The organism is Rhizobium sp. R693, from assembly GCF_002211315.1.
Taxonomy (GTDB): Bacteria; Pseudomonadota; Alphaproteobacteria; order Rhizobiales; family Rhizobiaceae; genus Rhizobium.
In genome coordinates this window covers 479,216-497,476 of the sequence record NZ_LOKY01000001.1, presented here as the reverse complement: position 1 = coordinate 497,476, position 18,261 = coordinate 479,216, and the positions used below count along the sequence as shown (strand labels likewise).

Below are 18,261 nucleotides of genomic sequence, written 5' to 3'. Positions count from 1 at the left end.
GCAGGGTAAGGTGATGGTGAAACAGACGGCTATGAAAGACGAAGAAGGCAAGGGGCGTTGCGCCTCGCAACCGACAGCTTTCGGGTCGCATATTGGTCTGTTCACGGCAGCCGATCGTGACGCGCCAAAGAGCGATGTTGCGGTGCTTCTCCTCAACCCCTGGGGCATGGAGGAGATGTGCACGCGCCGGTTCTACCGCATCCTGGCGGAACGGTTCGCAGACATCGGTGTTGCAAGCCTGCGCTTCGATTATCCCGGAACAGCAAATTCGCTCGACGACACGGCAACCGAGCGCGGACTGTCGGCCTGGTCAGAGGTGATCGGCAAGGCCGCTTTCGAGCTCAAGATGCTTTCGGGCGCCCGCAGCGTGATTTTTCTCGGTCAGGGCATTGGCGCCAGTCTTGCGCTCATGCAGGCTCATTGTGAGCCATCTCTTGCAGCGATTGCCCTTTTAGCGCCGGTATTGAAAGGGCGTGTCTATCTGCGCGAGCTTTCCTTGTTTTCGAGGCTCATCGACGATGGCCTCGGTATAAAGCCTGATCTGCGTGACAGCGCAGCTGGATCGATCGCTGGATTGCGCATGCCGCGCGCCGTTGCAGACGACATCAAGGCAATTGACCTCAACGGTCTCCAGATCACCAGCAAGCTCCCCATTTTGCTTGCCGAGCGGCCGGGATTGGAGGGCGATACCACGTTGCGCGACAAGCTCGAGGCTGCCGGATGCAAGCTTCGCGCGATAGCCTTTGCGGGATATGATGCGCTCGTTTCCAACCCGCTGAACCAGGACATTCCCGACGCACTTGTCGACGAGCTGATCGACTGGCTGCAATCGTTGCCGCAATATCCTGGCCGCAGTGCACCGCCGGCAAAAAAGCCCAGCTCGATTGCATCGGTCCGGCTGGGCGCAATTCGCGAAACCTCCGTTCGCTTCGGGCCAGATGACCGGCTCTACGGGATCTTGTGCGAACCGACTGGCGGACCCACCGGCGTGAGTGCCGTGATATTAACGACTGCTTACGATCATACGGCCGGTTGGGCCCGTTCCGCCGTCGAGCTTGCACGCGAGCTCGCGACGGTTGGCGTCGCGTCCTTGCGCTTTGATAGCGCCGGTGTCGGGGACAGCCCCCCGGTCTTGGCGCGGCGCAAACAGGTCCTCTATGACGAAGCGCAAATTGCTGATGTGGCAATCGCCCGAGACTATGTCGATAGCCTCGGCGGTAACCAACGCACACTTCTTATCGGACGCTGCAGCGGTGCCTATGTTGCTTTCAGAAGCACTGTTGACGATCCACGCTGGGACGCCTGCCTGATCGTCAACCCGGTGGCTTTTCGCTGGCGTTTCAAAGGCTTGCCGAAGACCCTGAAGGCCTATCTCAGGAATGTGCTGGATCTCGAAACGGTTCGCCGCCTGTGGGCAGGCGAGGTGGACATTGCGGCGGTGACCAAGAATATCTCCATGCGTCTTGTCGATCGGGTGGCTGGCAGCCTGTCTCCCGTCTTTGCGCCGGCCAAGCCGCTCACGCAGCTCACAAGGCAGGTGCACGCTGATTTTCATGCACTCGCCAGCCGCGGCACGCAGCTGTCGATCGTCTATACCGAGGGTGACGAGGGACAGGAAATGTTCCGGGTCAACTTCGGCGCCGCGGGCGAAAAATTGTCCGGTTACCCGAACGTGAATCTGCATCTGTTTCCTGACGCCGACCACAATCTGACACCGCGGCCAGCGCGCGAAAGGCTGATCGAATTGGTAAAGCGACAAGCTCTTGCGCTTGGCGATCATCGACGGGACAAACGCGCAGCTCACGGCTGATCGATGGTATTGTGGCCCGACTGTGTACGACCGTTTTATGCGCGCCGCGTTGCGGTCGTATGTCGATCGCCGCAGGACCTCCCTGGATTGTCGGCGGCCGCGTGTTGCAACTTTATCTGATGCAATAGCTTGCGCGCCAGCAAAGCGCAGATGCGGGGACCCAAGTATTATCCGGTGATGTCTTGATTTAAGCCATACAGCTCACCAAATCATATACTTAAGCGTGAAGGTTCACGCGACGCCCAGTAGGCTTCATAATGGGAGGTCATCATGGCAATCAATCTGATGGAAGGAAGGAGAAGGCAGGATTGGGCTAACCTGGTTCTGGCAGTTTGCTTGTTCGTTTCGCCCTGGGTCATGGGGTTTGCGGCTGAAGCAATGCCGAGCTGGAACGCCTGGATCGTTGCCGTTATGCTTGGTGCGCTGGCCACAGCAGCACTGTCGGTATTTTCCGAATGGGAGGAATGGGCAAATCTCGTGCTCGGCCTCTGGCTGATCGCGTCGCCGTGGCTGCTTGGTTTTGCGGCCAGTGCGAGTGCGATGTGGACGGTTGTCGTACTCGGTGTGCTCGTTGCCGCCGTGTCGCTGTGGGCGGTCTGGGACGTTCATCATCCGCACGCCCACGCCTAGGCCAGACATAATCCGGTCGCCGCGGCGGTGGGCATCTAAGCTGACCACCCACCGCCCAGATGATCATGCAGCCTTGGAGATCAGCATCGATCGCGAAGGCGCGGACGTTTTGATGTGCCACAGGCTGGCAGGGCAACAGTCTCGCTAGACTTCGAATATCAGCAGGACATAGGCCACGAAGAGAACGAGATGTACGGCACCTTGCATCAGGTGCGTGCGACCGCTCGCAAAGGTGATGATGCTGAGAGCCAGTGTCAGAACGAGCATCACGGTGTCGGTCCGCTCCAGGCCGAGCACGACGTGGTGTCCCGTGAGGTGGCTGATGACCAGCATCGCAGGTACGGTCAGCCCGATCGTCGACAGGACCGATCCGAGGAAGATGTTGACCGATCGTTGTAGATGGTTGGCGACCGAGGCACGCACGGCGCTGATTGCCTCCGGTGTCGCGACAAGGACAGCCATGATGACGCCGCCCAGTGCTGCTGGAGCATGAAGTGTCTCGATGAAGTAGTCGACGGGCGCGGCCAGATGCTCGACCAGGAAGACGACGAGAGCCATGTAGGCGACAAGCAGAATGATAGGAAGCCACAAAGGCCCTTCTGCGGTCTTGATGTGTCCTCCTGTCGCCTCACCAGCATCATCGATGAAGAAGCCTTTGTGGCGACCAGTCTGCAGGGTCAGGAACACGCCGTAGAGCCCGACGGATATGAAGGCGAGAACCGTTTGCTGGACGGTTGAATAGGGCGGTCCGTTGGTCGGATGCGTAAAATTCGGCATGATCATGCTGAGGGTTGCAAGGGGCACGATGACGCCCAGATAGGCGTTGGCGCCCTGCAGATTGTGGTGCTGCTCGTGCCGTCGCCAGCCACCGACGAGCAGGGACAGGCCGACCATGCCATTCAAGATGATCATCACGACAGCAAAAAGAGTGTCGCGCACCAGCGTCGGGTTGTTTTCGCCATGCCGCATGACCGCGGTAATGGCCATCACCTCGATCGACGTGATTGCAAGCGTCAGAATAAGCGTCCCGTAAGGCTCTCCCAGTCGCTCCGCAAGGTGATCGGCATGACGCACGACTGACAATGCGCAACCAAGCACAATTGAAAAAAGCCATGTGAAGATGGCCGAAAGCCACAGGTGATTTGACAGCAATCCAAAGATCGCGTCACTGAAAAGGTAGAACACGACACTCGTCGCGATGCTGGCGGCAAGCAGCCATTCCCGGCGCACGAGTTCCAACCTTTTGCGTTGCGGCAAGGCCAATTGCGAGTTCATCCTTCAGGTCCTCGAAAATCCCTTCGAAGAATACGCCACAACCCGGCCCGCCGGTCTACTCTCATCGCGCAACCGAAAACCTCGTCAAGCCCGCCGTCTTCGTGCGTGGGCAAGGTTTTTAGCCGCCGTCGCTGGCTCGATCTTCCTCCTGCCACTCTGTGATCGTTTCCGCCGACATAAAACCTTCATCTCAAAAGCCGAAATAGGCTCAGGCATTGAGACGGGCTTTGTGATTGGAAAAACGAGCATGACCACCCTACAGCAAGTGGCGACAAGAGCGGGCTGTTCACTCGCGACTGCAAGCCGGGCCCTTGGTCTCAGGGGCTGCGTGAGCGATACGATGAGCCGGCGCGTTCGACGTGCCGTCGCTGAGCTTGGCTATCGATCAACACCTGCCATTGGCAAGGCCGGCAGACGTCCCGTTATCGGGGTTCTCATCCCGAGCATCACCAACCCGGTCTTTTCTTCTTCCCTGTCCGGTATCGAAAACAGGATGCTGGTGGCCGGTCACGGTGTGCTGATTGCACAATCGCATTATGAACCGGCACGGGAAGCTGACGCGATCCAGGCATTGTTGAATGATCGACCGACCGGCCTGATCCTGACCTTATGCGATCCATCGAATATCAGGAGCCTGCCGCAGGCGATGCCGCCGACCGTGCTGCTTGGCAATCGTCCGACCGAACTATTTCCCGCAGCCGTCACCGTCGATAATTTCAGAGCCGGATACGAAGCAACAAAGATGCTGATCGCACTCGGCCATAAGGCAATCCTGTTTGTCTCCGGAACCTTTACCGCATCCGATCGTGCGCGCCTGCGCCATGATGGCTACCGGCAGGCCATGCTGGAGGACGGTATCGAAGCGCTGGATCCGGTACAGATTCCCTTTGTTGGTGGTTACGACCAGCTTGATTTGAGCCAGGTGGTGACCCAGCTTTCGCCGACGGCGATCATTGCCTCCAACGATCTTCTGGCTTTTGCGGTAATCGGGGCGCTGCGGCGCGAGGGGGTTTGCGTTCCGCGCGACGTGTCGGTCGTCGGCTTTGACGGTATTGCGATCGGTCAGATGATGGATCCACCGTTGACAACGATGGAAATGCCCGACGCCAGCATGGGGGCAACCGCAGCGTCGTTGCTGCTCGATATGGCCGACAACGCGGCACCGGCCCGGCATTTCGATATCGCCTATGGCTTGCGGCGCGGGGGCACGGTTCGGGCAATCTGAAAGAGAAACCACCGCCTCGCGCGAAGCGGTGGTCAAGCTCAATTAAGGCGGCGATCAACTGCGGGGCAGCAAGCGCTTCACTTCGTCGGCTGCGTCGTCCAATGCCTCCTGCGGCGTTGCCGACTGGTCGACGACCCGCGAGGTATTGTCGACGATCGTCTGGGTAACGCGAACGCCATTTGCACCGGGGAAAGCATACCATGGGATCATCCGGGGCATTTGCTTCAGGCCGGCTTGGAAGAGCGGATTCTGCTTATAGAAGTCGCCGAGATAGTCCGGAGACTTTGCGGCAAGTTCGTTATTCGGCACGTAGCCGGTACCCGGTACCACCACTGAAGCACCATACGGCCCGGCGGCGAACTTGGCGAACTTCCAGGCGGCATCCTGTTTGGCAGGGTCATGTGTCAGGATGACGACGGCGTTTCCGCCCGTCGGCAGCTTGCCGTTGACCGGATCGATCAGCGGGATTTCGGCGGTGCGCAGGTCGAATTTGCCGCCGACATTCTTGATCGTATTGCGCAAGGCGCCGGTTGTCTGGAAGGCAAAACCCACCTTGCCGGCAACAAAAGCCTGTTCGCCAGCCGCCTTGGTGAAGACCGGCATGCCAGCTTCCTTCACCATTCGCTCGATGATGGTCATTGCCTTGCGCCCTTCAGCTCCGTCGAAGGCCACACTGCTTTCGTCTTCGCTGAGCATTTTGCCGCCTGCACCGAAAAGCAGCGCGGAGAACATCCAGTCATCGCCCTGCCAGCGGAAGTCGATGGATGCGACACCGTTGCCGAGCGCTTTGATCCTGGCGCCGAGTTCGATGACCTCGTCCCAGGTCTTTGGCGGATTGTCCGGGTTGGCGCCGGCCGCCTTCAGCAGATCGGCATTGTAGTACATGATCGGATTGGAGGTCGCGAAGGCGAGGCCGACTTGCTTGCCGTTTACTTGCGCGAGCTTCAGGATGTTGTCCGAAAAGCCCTGCTCGGCCATGCTCTTGTCCTTGGCGATCAGCGGCCCCATGTCGACGGGGATGTCACGCTCGTTTGCCATGCGCAAACGGTTAAGACCGATGAAGGTCAGGTCCGGCATTTCGGGTGTGCCGGCCTGGCGCATGATCGTCTGGATACCCTCTTCATAGGTCGCCGACGGGTTGGCGAACTGGATCTTGATGTCGGGATTTTCCTCCATGAACCTCTTCGAGATCGTGTCCATCACGTCCTTGAAGAAGCCCGGCATTGGGTAGTGCACGGTCAATGTCGTCTCGGCACGGGCCGGAAGCGCCACCGTCATGGCGACCGCGGCAGCGGCGAGGATCTGGGTGAAATGCTTCATCGCATGGCTCCTGGTTGAAGACCGGTCAGCCCTTGAGACCGGTCATGGTGATACCCTCGACGAAGCGTTTCTGTGCCAGCAGGAAGGCGGCGACGAGGGGAAAGGTGATGATCAGAGTGGCGGCCATCAGCGCGCCGTAATCGTCCCCGGCTTCTGCGGCGCGAAAATAGAGAAGGCCGAGAGGCGGCGTGGCATAGGCCTGGTTCGAGATCACGATCAGTGGCCAATAGAGGTCGTTCCAGTGCGCGACGACTGAAAAGATCGCAAAGGCGGTAATCGCCGGCCAGGCGTTCGGCACGATGACCCGCCCGATGATGCCAACCTCGCTCATCCCGTCCAGGCGCGCCGCATGGATCAGGTCATCGGGCATCGAGCGGAAGAACTGAAGGAAAAGGAAAATGCCGAAGACCGAGATGGTAAAGGGCGCAACCAACGCGAAATAGCTATTGAGAGCGCCTGCCTTGTCGAAAGCGACATAGAGCGGCAATGCGGTTGCATGAATTGGAACCAGCAGACCGACCATGACGAGCGCCATCATGACGCGGGCCGCGCCGAATTTGAGCTTCGCCATCGCGTAGGCGCAAGGGATTGCGACGATGATTTGCATGACAAAGATCAGCAGGCAGACGACGACGCCATTGAAAAGCAGGTTGCCCATCGAGACGCGCGACAGGGCCTTGGAAACGTTCTGGACGTAGAACCATTGCTGCGGGATCAGCGACAGTGACGACGTGAAGATGTCGCCCTGTGCCTTGCCAGCCGTCGAAATCATGAAAATATACGGTGCGAGAAAGACGAGCGCACCAAGGCTCAGGACTGACAGGCGGACGATGCGGGCGAGGGGGAAGGACGTGGCGCTCATGTGTAGTGCACCTGCCGATCTTGGATGCGGTACTGTATGAACATCAGGACAACCAGAATGGTGAGGAAGACGACGGTCATGGCCGAGGCATAGCCCACGCGCAGATAGACGAAGCCTTCCTGGTAGATCGAAAAAAGGAGCACCTCAGAGGCCTTGTTTGGTCCACCCTCGGTCAGCGTCTTGACTGTCTCGAAGACTTTGACGGAATTGATGATGCTGATCGTCGTGACGAAGAGTGTCGTCGGTCCGAGCATTGGCCATGTGACGAGGCGGAAACGATCCCACCCGCTGCGGGCGCCGTCGACCTCGGCTGCAGCATAGAGTTCGCGCGGAATGGATGTGAGGCCTGCCAGGAAGAGCACGAGATTGAACCCCACCGATTGCCAGATACCAATGATCGAAAGGCTGTAGAGCACGGTGCTCGATGCACCGAGCCAATTCGGCCCCTGGATGCCGATCTCAGCCAGCATTGCATTGATTGGCCCGATGGTCGGGTGAAAGAGATATTGCCAGACAGTGGCCATGGCGACGAGCAGCGAGGCGACCGGAAGGAAGTAGGCTGTCCTGAAAAACGAGCGACCGATGCTTTCTTTTTCGATCATGATCGCAAGGCCTAGCGCCAGGAAAACAGATACGGGTGTGACGAGCGACGTATAGACAGCGGTATTCCAGAGCGATCGCTTGAAGGTACGATCGGTCAAAAGCTCGGCATAATTGTCGAAGCCGACGAACTTGAACCCCGCATAGCCCAGCTCGAAGTCGGTGAAGCCGAGAACGATGACTGCCGCAACGGGCAAAAGGATGAAGACAACGATAAGCACGATCGCTGGCATGGAAAGCAGCCAGGCAGTCGCCGCTTCACCTTGGTCGGTGGTTCTGGACGGGGAGTGTGTGATCAGGCGGGAGCTTGCTGCAATCTCAGCCATGCACGGTCTCCCGCACCATGCTGCTGGTTAGCGGTGTTACAGGCAGGCGCGCGCCATCTGCGCCGAACACCAAAATGTGCTCGCCTTGAACATGCAGGCGGATCGGCATGCCCGGCGCAAGTCCGGCACCTTCTGCCGGGGAAACCTTGGCGATCATCGCTTCACCGACTGCATCCAGGCGGCTGTGGACGATGATTTCGGAACCGAGAAATTCCACGCGGTCGATGCGGGCGGGCAGCCCCGTATCGCCACCTCTGACGATACGGACGAACTCCGGGCGAACCCCAAGAGTTATCGACGTGCCAGACGACGGAGTGCGGTCTTGAAGTGCGCAGCGGACATCGCCGATCGCCACCGTCGAACCCGCCTCGATCTGAGAGGGTAGAAGATTGATGCGCGGCTGGCCGATGAATTTTGCGACTTCGACATGTTGCGGATCATCGTAGATGACGTGCGGCGGCGAAAGCTGGAGGAGCGCACCGCCGATCATGACGGCGACCCGATCCGCCATGGAAAGTGCCTCGGCTTGATCGTGGGTGACGTAGAGGGTTGGAACGCCAGCGCGCCGGTGCAGATCGACGATTTCGCCGCGGGCATGAACACGCAGGTTCGCGTCGAGGTTCGAAAGCGGCTCGTCCATCAGAAAGATTGCTGGCTGGCGTACCATGGCGCGCCCGAGCGCGACACGCTGGCGCTGTCCTCCGGACATCTGGCCAGGCTTGCGGTCGAGCAGGTGCTCGATCTTGAGCGAAGCTGCCATATTGCCTACGTCGCGCTTGATCTCGGCGATCGCCTTGCCCCGGCCGGGCATGAGCGGCCCGATGATCGGCAGGCGCTGCGCACGCGTTAGCCGGCGCATGAGAAGCGGTACGGCTATGTTCTGCGCTGCGGTCAAATGCGGATAGAGCGCATAGGACTGGAACACCATGGCAATGTTGCGCTCCGCGGCCTTGAGGCGCGTAATATCCTGGTTTGCGGCCACGATTTCGCCGCCGTCGGCCGTCTCGAGGCCGGCCAGGATGCGCAGCAACGTGCTCTTGCCGCAGCCGGATGGCCCGACCAGCGCTATGAACTCGCCCGGTTCCGCCTCCAGGCTCACGCCCTTGAGGATCGTGTTTGCGCCGAAGGACTTATGAATGCCGCGAAGAGACAGAGCACTCATGCCGCTGCTTCCTTCTTGACGGCCTTTGGATAGACCTCGTGAACGACGTCATCGAGCACATGCGCCGTCATGCCAGGTACTGCGACAATTTCGCTTGTCACCTCCTCGCCCAGCGTGTGGATGACGGCGCCAATGAGACGTTCGCCCGGCATTGCCCGCTCCATCTTGTCGATGACGAAGGCTGCCGATGGTCCCCAGACAAGCGAGGTATTTTCAAAGCGCCCCTGCCAGGCTGAGTGAAGGTGCCCACTGGCAAACAGTGGGGCATCCTGGGCTGCCATCAGATCGTAGAGCCGCTTGCGCTGGCTCGGACGGACTGACCAATAGCCGGTATCGCCCTCCTGCGGCTCGTCAACAAAAAGGGGCTTGTGTGCAAATAGCGCAAGTCTGCGACCCTTGCGCTCTTCAAACACTGTCTGCAGCCATTCAAACTGAGCTTCCTCTTCGTCGTCCTCGTGGCCGAGAAGCAGGGAGTTGAGACCGACGAGGCGCCAGCCCCTCGTCTCTTCCATCCACCGGTCATCGCCGGCCAGCGCGCGCCAGCGCTGCAGACGTTCACCATTGACCGGCTGATCCGAGCCGGGCAGGTGGCCGACATCATGATTACCCGGGACAATGAGCATCGGGATCGACGTTTGCCGCATCAGATCCATGCAGAAGGTTATGTCGCTTTCCTTGTCGGCGCCGTCAACGGTGAGGTCGCCGGTGTGGACAATGAGGTCGGCACCGGTCGTCTCGATCCAGTTCAAGAGCGGCGCCCAGTTGCCATTGAAGTGTTTCTTGTCTGGGCTGAAGTGGGTGTCGGTGATCTGGATGATTTTCATGGGGCCGCTCCCGGGTTCGCGAGCGTGCCCTCACAGTCGGACACGCTTGTTGCAGCCTCTTTAGTCGTGGCCCATGTCAGCCCGGTAACATCGCTTTCCACCGTCGTTTCATTTTTGTCGCACAACCGTCATGCCTGCAGCTGAGATCAATCTCCGATTGATTTTTTAAAACCGTGCCATTTTCACATGAGCGCGCACTTGCTGGGAGAGCCTTCGTTCCTACCTCCATTCATTGAGAGGTCTCAGAGCGCCGATTGGCCGATCGGCATGTTGGAGCGTTGCGGTCAAAGGAGAAGTTGATGTCCGAGCCTTTTGTCGTCCGCCGCGAGACGCATATTTCGGCACCGCCCTCGGCAGTCTTTGCCTTGCTCACTGATCCGGAAAAGATCCTGCGCTGGATGGGAACCGAGGCACAGGTCGAGCCGCAGCCAGGGGGCCTCTATCTCGTCAATGTTACCGGTGCTCGCTTCGCGCGGGGCTCTTTCCGGGAGGTTGTACCCGTCCACCGGCTTGCTTACAGCTTTGGGTGGGATGGAAGCGAGATTGTTCCTCCCGGCTCAAGTCTTGTGGAGATCGATCTGATCGAAAAGCCAGACGGAACCCTGTTGCGCCTGACCCATAGCGGGCTGCCGAATGCCGAACAATGTGCAGGTCATGCCGAAGGTTGGGAGCACTATATCGGCAGATTGGCCGATTGCGCAGCTGGGCGCGATCCCGGTCCCGATCGCTTTGCCGGTCGGACATCGTAGCCATGTTCCGGCTGGGCGCTGACGTGAAGAGCCGGCGGTGACAGTCTTCAATCAAAGTGGCATGATCCCGGCATGGAATTGCCCACCTCGCTCGCATGGCTGGTCGATGAAGCTGGCACATCGCCCGATCCCGAGAGGTTTCTGGCCGAAATCGGCGACCGGCTCATGTCGGATGGATTGCCGCTGGCGGGTGGCGCCCTGACGCTCGCGGCACCGCATCCGATCATCGCGCGCCGTACATGGCTGTGGCGGGCCGAAACCGGCCCCGTTATCGAGGCGCTAAGCTTCGTCGATACCCTGCCCAATCAGGCAGGGCAGGAATGGCTGAGCGGGCTTGGACCAGTTCAGGAAAACACCGTCGGTCCGGCGCCGGATGGTCCGGTTCTCGCATGGGCCGGAACACGAGCGTTTACGCCAGACGAGATAGACGAGTTGCGCCTGGTGGCACGCTTTGCCGCTCCTTCCTTGGCGGCGCTTGCGGCACGCGCAGGATTGGCCGCACTTCTCGAAGCCTATCTCGGCAAACGGAGCGCTTCGCGGGTGCAGGCCGGCGCTTTGTCTCGCGGCTCGGGCGAGACGATAAGTACTGCGCTGCTGTGCGCAGATTTGCGCGACTTCACGGCGCTCTCGGAAGCGACGGAACCGGCGGTGATGATTGCGACACTCGATACCTGGTTTGATCGAATTGCAGGTGCAGTCCACGCCTTCGGCGGTGAGGTCTTGAAGTTCATGGGGGATGGCGTGCTGGCAATCTTCCCGGTGACAAGCACGCCGGGAAACGCGTGCGAGGCGGCATTGCGCGCGGTCGGCTCGGCTCGCGCCGGTATGGCCCATCTCGATGCCATCCGTCAGGGCCAAGGATTGCCGTCGCTTCCCTTTGGGGTGGCGCTTCACTTCGGGGAGATCCTTTGGGGCAATATTGGTGCTGCGGACCGGCTGGACTTTACCGCGATCGGGCCGGCGGTCAATCTGGTCAGCCGGCTCGAGGGGCTGTGCAAACCGCTTGGGCACAGCGTGTTGCTGTCAGGCGCGGTCGCAGAGCAGGTCTCCGCGAGCTTGGATTTCCTCGGCAATCACGCCTTGAGGGGGATTGCCGAGCCCTGCGCCGTCTTCACCTTGCCTGGCGACTGACGACCCCTGGCTTAGAACCAGACATCGGCCACCTTGCGAGCATCTGGCGACAAATCCTCGAAACTGTGAAGGCCATCGAAGCGCTGCAGGCGAATATCGGCCACGTCTGCAGGTTCGGCAAGGCGAAGGTTGACGGCAATTCTTGTCTGGCCGTTGTTGCTTGGCGCCAGGGCGCGCCAGCTGACGAGGTTGCCGCAATGTCGACAGAAGTTGAAGGAAAGGCTCCGCGAACCACAAACATAAGCCGTAAGTGCATCGGTCTTGTCTTCGACCTGAATTCCCTGGCCGTCGTACTCGTAGGCCCACAGGACTCCGTACCGCCGGCAAACGGTGCAATTGCAGATCGTGGCATCAGGGATGGCGCCTCGAAACTCCCAGTGAACCGCTCCACAATGACAAGAACCGCGGGTTACCTTCGAGATGGGTTGCTGTCTTTCGCCCGTGGCCATGGCAATTCTTTCCTCTGCTACTCCTTGTTGCTCATTCTTCTAACGCGGATGGCTCGGGCTCGATAGCGCGATCGTCGAAGTTCGGCTTTAAGGTCGGCCGCCGGACGCGACCTGGGCAGGCAGCTATTTTGCCGCAGCGTCTCCAGTTCCGCGGCCGGCCAGAGTGCCAAGTACGAGTATGACATCCTGCCAAAAGCCGGCCTTTTGAATGTAGCGGGCATCGGCTTCCGCGAGAGCCTCGGGCGTCGACATGTCTATGCCCTGAAGCTGGGCCAGTCCGGTTATGCCGGGCCTCACCGAAAATACCTGGCGTTTGCGCCGCGCGGCGATGACCTCATGTTGCGAAGGCAGGCAAGGGCGCGGTCCGACAAAGCTCATGTCGCCGCGCAAGACGTTGATAAGTTGCGGTAGCTCGTCGAGCTTGTAGGTTCGCAGCCGGCGACCAAGTGGCGTGATCCAGGACGAGGCGGCATCATGAGAGCCGACATTGGGAGAACCGGCTGCCATCGTGCGGAATTTGATGCAGACAAATGGTACCTCGCTCCTGCCCACGCGCTCCTGAAGGAAAAGCGCGCCGCCAGGCGACGATTTGCGTACAAGCAGTACCAGGACAATGAAGACCGGAGAGAGAACGATAAGTCCGAGGCCTGCAACGCAGATATCAAACAGTCGCTTCAAGGATCTGTTAAAGCCGTTGAGCATCGGGAGGTTCAAGTTCCTACATCAAAAGTTACCGGCAAAGCTCTCAAAACGAGCGCTTCAGGGCGGTTCGCATGTCAAGGGGCGGCGTCCAGTCCAATAGCGCGCGCGTATGCGACATGTCCACCTCCAGCCAATCGGTAAGGCGGTTTACCAGATCTCCTTTGCCAGTTGCCCGGCCGAGCAGATGCAGGATGGCAGGGGGAAAGGGAAGCAGTCGTGGTGAACGGCCCATCGCCGCCGCGAGCTGCCTTAACAGTTCCGGTGTCGAGATCGCCTCATCGTCGCTTGCCAGCAATATCTGACCCGCTGCGGCCGGATGAAATGCTGCGGTCACAATGAGATCGGCAAGATTTTCCACGTGTATCATGGATCGTCGATTGTCGATCGACGCCACGGGCAGCGGAATTCCGCTTTGAACAAGCTTCGTCAGAGCCCGGAAGCTTCCGACTGCTCCTTGCCCATAAACCAGTGGCGGACGAATAATGACGATCTCCATGCCAGACGTCCTGGAGAGTGCAATCAGTGCCCGTTCGGCTTCAAGCTTTGAGGCCGCGTATTCGCCAGCCGGATCCGGTAGATCGTGCGGTGTAAACGGACGCCCCTTGATCGATTGCTCTCCGTTCACCTTGATGGTGCTGATGAAGACGAACCGTTTGACCCCTGAGGCGGCTGCTTGCCTGGCAAGGTTGATCGTCCCGTCGGTGTTCACCCTTCTAAAAACGTCGGCCGCAAAGCTTGGTGCATCGATGACGTTCTGGTTTGCCGCCGCAAGATGGATGACGCAATCGATGCCAGGCAAGGTGGCCGTCCAATCCGTTGCGCCATCAATGTCCCCAATGGGGGTGCATCCTGGCTGCGCTGAACGGCAAGCAGCCCTGTAGGCGATATTGCGGGCGCGAAGTGCCTGCTGAAGATTTTGACCGACAAAGCCGGTTGCGCCGGTAACAAGAAGCATTTTTTCAGCCCCGAACCGACGGCAATATGCAGAATAATCCCTTGGCGCAGGCTGTCATTGGGAGACGCCTTGGCGAAGGGAAACGAGATCAACCACCCCGTCGAATGGGCGATAGTCCTGCACAAGCTCGCTCAGGATGCGGCGCAGCTCCTCGACATCTCCCCCGTCGGCCACAAAGCCCAATTGCCGAAGCTTCGGCGACAGGGTCTCCCAGGTGATAAACCGTTCGCGCGCGCGCATTATCTTGGGATGCTCGGTCGGCTCGGGATTGTCACCGATCAGCAGTTCTTCGTAGAGTTTCTCTCCCGGACGAAGGCCGGTCGTGACAATGCTGATGTCACCAGACGGGTTTCGCTCGTCTTTGATCGTCAGGCCGGACAGTTCTACCATGCGACGGGCGAGATCGATAATCTTCACAGGTTCGCCCATGTCGAGGACGAAGACGTCGCCGCCCTTGGCCATCGAGCCTGCCTGAATCACCAGCTCCGTTGCCTCCGGCACCGTCATGAAGTAGCGAATGATCTCGGGATGCGTCAGCGTAATGGGGCCGCCCTGGCGAATCTGCTGGCGGAACAAGGGAACAACCGAGCCGGACGATCCCAATACGTTGCCAAACCGCACCATGGTGAGGACGGTTGTGGCACCTTCTGCCGCCAATCCCTGAAGCGCCATTTCCGCCAGTCGCTTGGTCGCGCCCATGACGTTGGTCGGCCTGACCGCCTTGTCCGTGCTGATCAGTATGAACCGTTCGGCGCCTGTACTGATCGCCGCTCGTGCGACCGCAGCAGTGCCAAAAACGTTTGTCTTCACCCCTTCCACGGGGTTCTTTTCGACCAGCGGCACATGCTTGTAGGCTGCGGCGTGATAGACGGTGTTTGGTCGCCAGGTCTCCATGATCTTCTGGATGCGAAGCTCGTCGCAAACGCTTGCAAGCAGGGGCACGATCTGCAGCCCGCTATCCGTGTTGGTGCCCAGCAATTCGTTTTCCAAGGCATAAAGCCCGAATTCGTTCTGGTCGAGGATCAGCAATGCCGCCGGCTTCAGCCGTGCCAGTCCCCGGCAGAGTTCACTGCCGATCGATCCGGCAGCGCCCGTTACGAGGACGACCCGACCGCGAATGTTGCGCTCCAGCAGTGCCTGATCCGGGCGAACCGGCGTGCGGCCGAGCAGATCCTCAATATCCAGCTCCTGCAGGTCGGTGAACTCTGCCTGTCCGCCGGCCAGGGCATTCAGGTCGGGGACGGTGCGAACGGCAACGCGGGCGCCACGGAGCTGCTCCAGGATCTCGTTGCGGCGCGTCCGATCGATTTTAGGCAGAGCCAGGAGGATCGTGCGTACGTTCAGGCGTGCACTCAATTCAACGATTTTCTCGGGATCATAGACCACGACGCCGCCGATGAGGCTTCCATGCAGGCTCTTGTCATCATCCAGATAGCCGACAACCTTGAAATCGGCACTGCCGCTGAGGGCGGCGGCGACCTGCCTGCCTCCGGATCCAGCCCCATAGATGAGCATGTTCGTCTGCGTGTTCTGCCGCAGGATCCGCTTGTAGGCCTCACTCAGGAAATATCTTGCCATAAAGCGGGACAGGCCGATTGCCAGCAGCAGCAACAACGGCTGCATAATGCCGATCGTGCGCGGTATTCCCTGGAAGCTGATGGCGGTAAAAATGGCCATGAATGCAAGGCCGTAAATCGTGATCGCCTTGATGACCGTGATGAATGCCGACCAACCGAGAAAGCGGAAGATTGCCCGGTAAAGGCCCATCGTGATGAAGATCGGCAGGGCAATAAGAAGCGACACCGGGATCGTTACAAGCTGCATGCCGGTGAGCGTCACCCAGTCATTCAGGCGAAAGCAAAAGGCAAGCCAGATGGTCAGGATGCATAGGCATGAATCGACCAGCAGGGCCAACACGCGTTTTGCGGGCCGTGGCAAATCGAGAATGCTTCGAACGTACCTGTCGGAAACCGCTCGCATCTGCCCTATCCCTGCACGCGGGCGGTAACTGCGTCAGGCAAACCGTCGGTGCGCAATGGGATGTTCCTGCTCAGGTCAACGGAGCCCGAACGCAGTCTTATCGATGAGGCAAAACATGTGGCTGCAAACAGCAAGGCATAGCATTCGCCAAGAGCAAGCCGGTTATTCGAATTGCTGAGGATGGTGACGGCAAAGTAGACCGCGAATGTCAGATAGCACGCAAAAGCGCTCTTGCTGATTACGCCTTGAGACGAAGCGCGATAAACACGGTGGATGGCTGCAACAACGATCAGCGCCAATATCGCGAGCCCGGAAAAGCCATACCGGATGAGGATCTCAAGGTAGCCGTTGTGCATCAGCGTGTAAGTGACATCGCGATAAGGGGTCGTCTGCCAGAGGGTGAGCCAGGAGTTGCCGCTACCGACAATCGGTGCGACGGATATGACGTCGATTGCATCGGCCCACAATTGCAGCCGCTCGTCCATGGACGCTGGCGTGTCTGGAGACACGATCGCATCATGCATGACGCGATCCAGGGAAGCCCCGCTATCGAGCTGTCCAATGATCCCGACGGTCGAAGAGAACGTCGCTTCTCCGAAGTGCGCCAGGTTGTCGCGAACCTGATAGATCCCCAACGACAGAAGCAGAAGGCCACCGGCAGCGGCGACCAGTACCGTCTTTCGTCGGAGGTAGAAAAGTGTCGTGGCAACCATCAGGCCAAGAGCCGGCAGCAGCGCCAACCATACGCCCTTTGACTTGGCACCGTAAATATTGAGAACGGCGAGAGCGATCACCATCACGGCAATCGCCGAAACGATCGCTTTGGTCCTGGCAGAAGAGCCGATCTCCCATTGATGCAGGGCCCAGTAAAAGGCCCCGATGAAGACAAAGCCGCATCCGACCGCGCCGTGAATCGAATTATGATGGAAAGCAGGGGAGATCCGCTCTCCTGCCAAGATCTCAGATAGTGGCGTCGAGATGATCAACAGGATGAGCGCGCCGCAGAAGAAAGCCAGCAAAATCGGCCTGACGAGATTCCAGCTCGTATGCAGGGCCACGCCCATCGCGGGAAAAAAGATCGCAAAAGCGTAAAGCCACTCCGAGGCGCCCTTTTCACCCTCTACGATCAACCCGAAGAGAAACCTGAACAAGGCCAAAAAACCCCAGGCCACGCAGACGATCGCCAACCAGTCGGTCAACGATGTGCGAAGAGGCACCTTACGAAGCGTAAGGGTAAAGACCATGAGCAGGATGGCAGCATATCGATAGATATCGCTTTCTATCAATGTGACGGACATCATCGCTAGCCATAATATGGCGATGACGACGTTGCGGGTTGCCGACGTCGTCAGAGTGCGAGGTATCGATATTGTCATGAGAGTGCATACCTTATTCGGCGCGCATATTCGATCAGGCGAAGAAAGTGCGTTCGCATCTTGCGGGCTCCTTTCAGCTTCACGGCCCGGTACTGAGCCCTGTTGGCAATCTGGCTCTCGGCCGAGCGCTCGGACAGTTCGACGATATTTTGCCGAACGGTGTAGATGTTGACGCCGGTCTTCCAACCGCGCTCAAGGGTCATGTCGAAGGGGAACTCGATATCGCCTGCGCCTTCAACCAGCTTTCGGGCGCCCTTGCGCGTGATCAGATAGCAGGCCGCGGATCCCTGCGGACCGTGCAAACAGCGCCCGATAGCATCTCCGTACTCCGAGATGGCAACTGTCCGGCACCATTTTGACCTGTGATTGAGCAACTTCACCACCTCGGCGGACGGGACTGCTTTTAATATGGCAGCTGCCCTCAGCGTGAAATCCTCACGCAATTCCACGTCATCTTCCATGATAATGGCGTTTTCGTAGCTGCTTGAGAGAAAGGCCTCCAGGGCCTTCATATGAGCACGATAGCAACCGTATTCGCCGGGCAGCATCTGTCGGCCGTTCCGACGCAGAAACTCTCTCTCGTTAAACCCGGATCTTTCTGCTGCAGGGATCGAACGTCCGTCCACGCCTGGAACTCTGTCGATCTGCATCCCGGCGAGAGCAGCCTGCGAGGAAACTTCCGCCCATCGCTTTGAAGAGCTGTCCATGTTGATCACGTAGGCACCGATCAAACGCTGCAAACGTTTCGTCCCTGTTGCCATGTTCAATTTGAGCATCTGATCCGCGTCATTCGTGGCACTCTTTGACCCTTACCCTGCCTTCTGCTTTTCAAGGCCCTAGAGGAGACCGCTATGGCGCAGACCGCTTTCCATTGGCTTGAAAGGA

General features: G+C 59.1%; 17 protein-coding genes. 5 read left to right on the top strand and 12 right to left on the bottom strand.

Annotated elements, in window-relative coordinates:
- The first annotated feature begins 13 nt into the window (after positions 1 to 13).
- Positions 14 to 1,810, top strand: a complete 1,797-nt coding sequence (locus ATY79_RS02435; protein WP_245312294.1) for an alpha/beta fold hydrolase — start codon at positions 14 to 16, stop codon at positions 1,808 to 1,810.
- A 270-nt stretch (positions 1,811 to 2,080) separates the two neighbouring features.
- Positions 2,081 to 2,440: an SPW repeat protein gene (locus tag ATY79_RS02430; RefSeq protein WP_088702926.1), complete on the top strand. Its 360-nt coding sequence runs from the start codon at positions 2,081 to 2,083 to the stop codon at positions 2,438 to 2,440.
- Between the two features lie 144 nt (positions 2,441 to 2,584).
- Here ATY79_RS02430 and ATY79_RS02425 read toward each other — a convergent pair whose 3' ends face one another.
- Entirely contained in the window at positions 2,585 to 3,715 is a 1,131-nt protein-coding gene (locus ATY79_RS02425) for a calcium:proton antiporter (protein ID WP_088702925.1), read from the bottom strand.
- Positions 3,716 to 3,962: 247 nt separating this feature from the next.
- Between ATY79_RS02425 and ATY79_RS02420 the strand changes: the two genes are divergently transcribed.
- A complete protein-coding gene (locus ATY79_RS02420; RefSeq protein WP_088702924.1) occupies positions 3,963 to 4,940 on the top strand; it encodes a substrate-binding domain-containing protein in 978 nt (325 codons plus the stop codon).
- A gap of 54 nt (positions 4,941 to 4,994) precedes the next feature.
- Here the strand turns inward: ATY79_RS02420 and ATY79_RS02415 are convergent, their stop codons facing one another.
- The 5 genes from ATY79_RS02415 to ATY79_RS02395 are packed head-to-tail and all read right to left on the bottom strand — an operon-like array spanning position 4,995 to position 10,034.
- Positions 4,995 to 6,260, bottom strand: coding sequence for an ABC transporter substrate-binding protein (locus ATY79_RS02415; protein ID WP_088702923.1), 1,266 nt, complete (start codon positions 6,258 to 6,260; stop codon positions 4,995 to 4,997).
- Between the two features lie 25 nt (positions 6,261 to 6,285).
- Positions 6,286 to 7,122, bottom strand: a complete 837-nt coding sequence (locus tag ATY79_RS02410; RefSeq protein ID WP_088702922.1) for a carbohydrate ABC transporter permease — start codon at positions 7,120 to 7,122, stop codon at positions 6,286 to 6,288.
- Entirely contained in the window at positions 7,119 to 8,048 is a 930-nt protein-coding gene (locus ATY79_RS02405; RefSeq protein WP_088702921.1) for a sugar ABC transporter permease, read from the bottom strand. Before ATY79_RS02405 ends, ATY79_RS02410 begins: the two co-directional genes overlap by 4 nt.
- Positions 8,041 to 9,210, bottom strand: coding sequence for an ABC transporter ATP-binding protein (locus tag ATY79_RS02400; protein WP_088702920.1), 1,170 nt, complete (start codon positions 9,208 to 9,210; stop codon positions 8,041 to 8,043). The genes ATY79_RS02405 and ATY79_RS02400 overlap by 8 nt, the downstream gene beginning before the upstream one ends.
- Complete coding sequence (locus ATY79_RS02395) at positions 9,207 to 10,034, bottom strand: metallophosphoesterase (protein WP_088702919.1); 828 nt, start codon at positions 10,032 to 10,034, stop codon at positions 9,207 to 9,209. The genes ATY79_RS02400 and ATY79_RS02395 overlap by 4 nt, the downstream gene beginning before the upstream one ends.
- Positions 10,035 to 10,333: 299 nt before the next feature.
- On the opposite strand from ATY79_RS02395, the gene ATY79_RS02390 reads away from it, so the two are divergent.
- Both ATY79_RS02390 and ATY79_RS02385 read left to right on the top strand, forming a co-directional pair.
- Positions 10,334 to 10,783, top strand: a complete 450-nt coding sequence (locus ATY79_RS02390; RefSeq protein WP_088702918.1) for an SRPBCC family protein — start codon at positions 10,334 to 10,336, stop codon at positions 10,781 to 10,783.
- Between the two features lie 72 nt (positions 10,784 to 10,855).
- Entirely contained in the window at positions 10,856 to 11,914 is a 1,059-nt protein-coding gene (locus tag ATY79_RS02385; protein WP_088702917.1) for an adenylate/guanylate cyclase domain-containing protein, read from the top strand.
- A gap of 11 nt (positions 11,915 to 11,925) precedes the next feature.
- Here the strand turns inward: ATY79_RS02385 and ATY79_RS02380 are convergent, their stop codons facing one another.
- The 6 genes from ATY79_RS02380 to ATY79_RS02355 form a co-directional block, all read right to left on the bottom strand.
- A complete protein-coding gene (locus tag ATY79_RS02380; RefSeq protein WP_088702916.1) occupies positions 11,926 to 12,363 on the bottom strand; it encodes an aldehyde-activating protein in 438 nt (145 codons plus the stop codon).
- A gap of 123 nt (positions 12,364 to 12,486) precedes the next feature.
- Positions 12,487 to 13,065: a sugar transferase gene (locus ATY79_RS02375; protein ID WP_088702915.1), complete on the bottom strand. Its 579-nt coding sequence runs from the start codon at positions 13,063 to 13,065 to the stop codon at positions 12,487 to 12,489.
- A 43-nt stretch (positions 13,066 to 13,108) separates the two neighbouring features.
- Positions 13,109 to 14,020, bottom strand: a complete 912-nt coding sequence (locus ATY79_RS02370) for an NAD-dependent epimerase/dehydratase family protein (RefSeq protein ID WP_088702914.1) — start codon at positions 14,018 to 14,020, stop codon at positions 13,109 to 13,111.
- Positions 14,021 to 14,074: 54 nt separating this feature from the next.
- Positions 14,075 to 16,000: a nucleoside-diphosphate sugar epimerase/dehydratase gene (locus tag ATY79_RS02365; protein ID WP_088702913.1), complete on the bottom strand. Its 1,926-nt coding sequence runs from the start codon at positions 15,998 to 16,000 to the stop codon at positions 14,075 to 14,077.
- A 5-nt stretch (positions 16,001 to 16,005) separates the two neighbouring features.
- On the bottom strand, positions 16,006 to 17,376 hold the full coding sequence (locus ATY79_RS02360) for an O-antigen ligase family protein (protein ID WP_088702912.1): 1,371 nt from the start codon (positions 17,374 to 17,376) through the stop codon (positions 16,006 to 16,008).
- Entirely contained in the window at positions 17,373 to 18,116 is a 744-nt protein-coding gene (locus ATY79_RS02355; RefSeq protein WP_088703022.1) for a glycosyltransferase family 25 protein, read from the bottom strand. The genes ATY79_RS02360 and ATY79_RS02355 overlap by 4 nt, the downstream gene beginning before the upstream one ends.
- Positions 18,117 to 18,261: the final 145 nt, after the last annotated feature.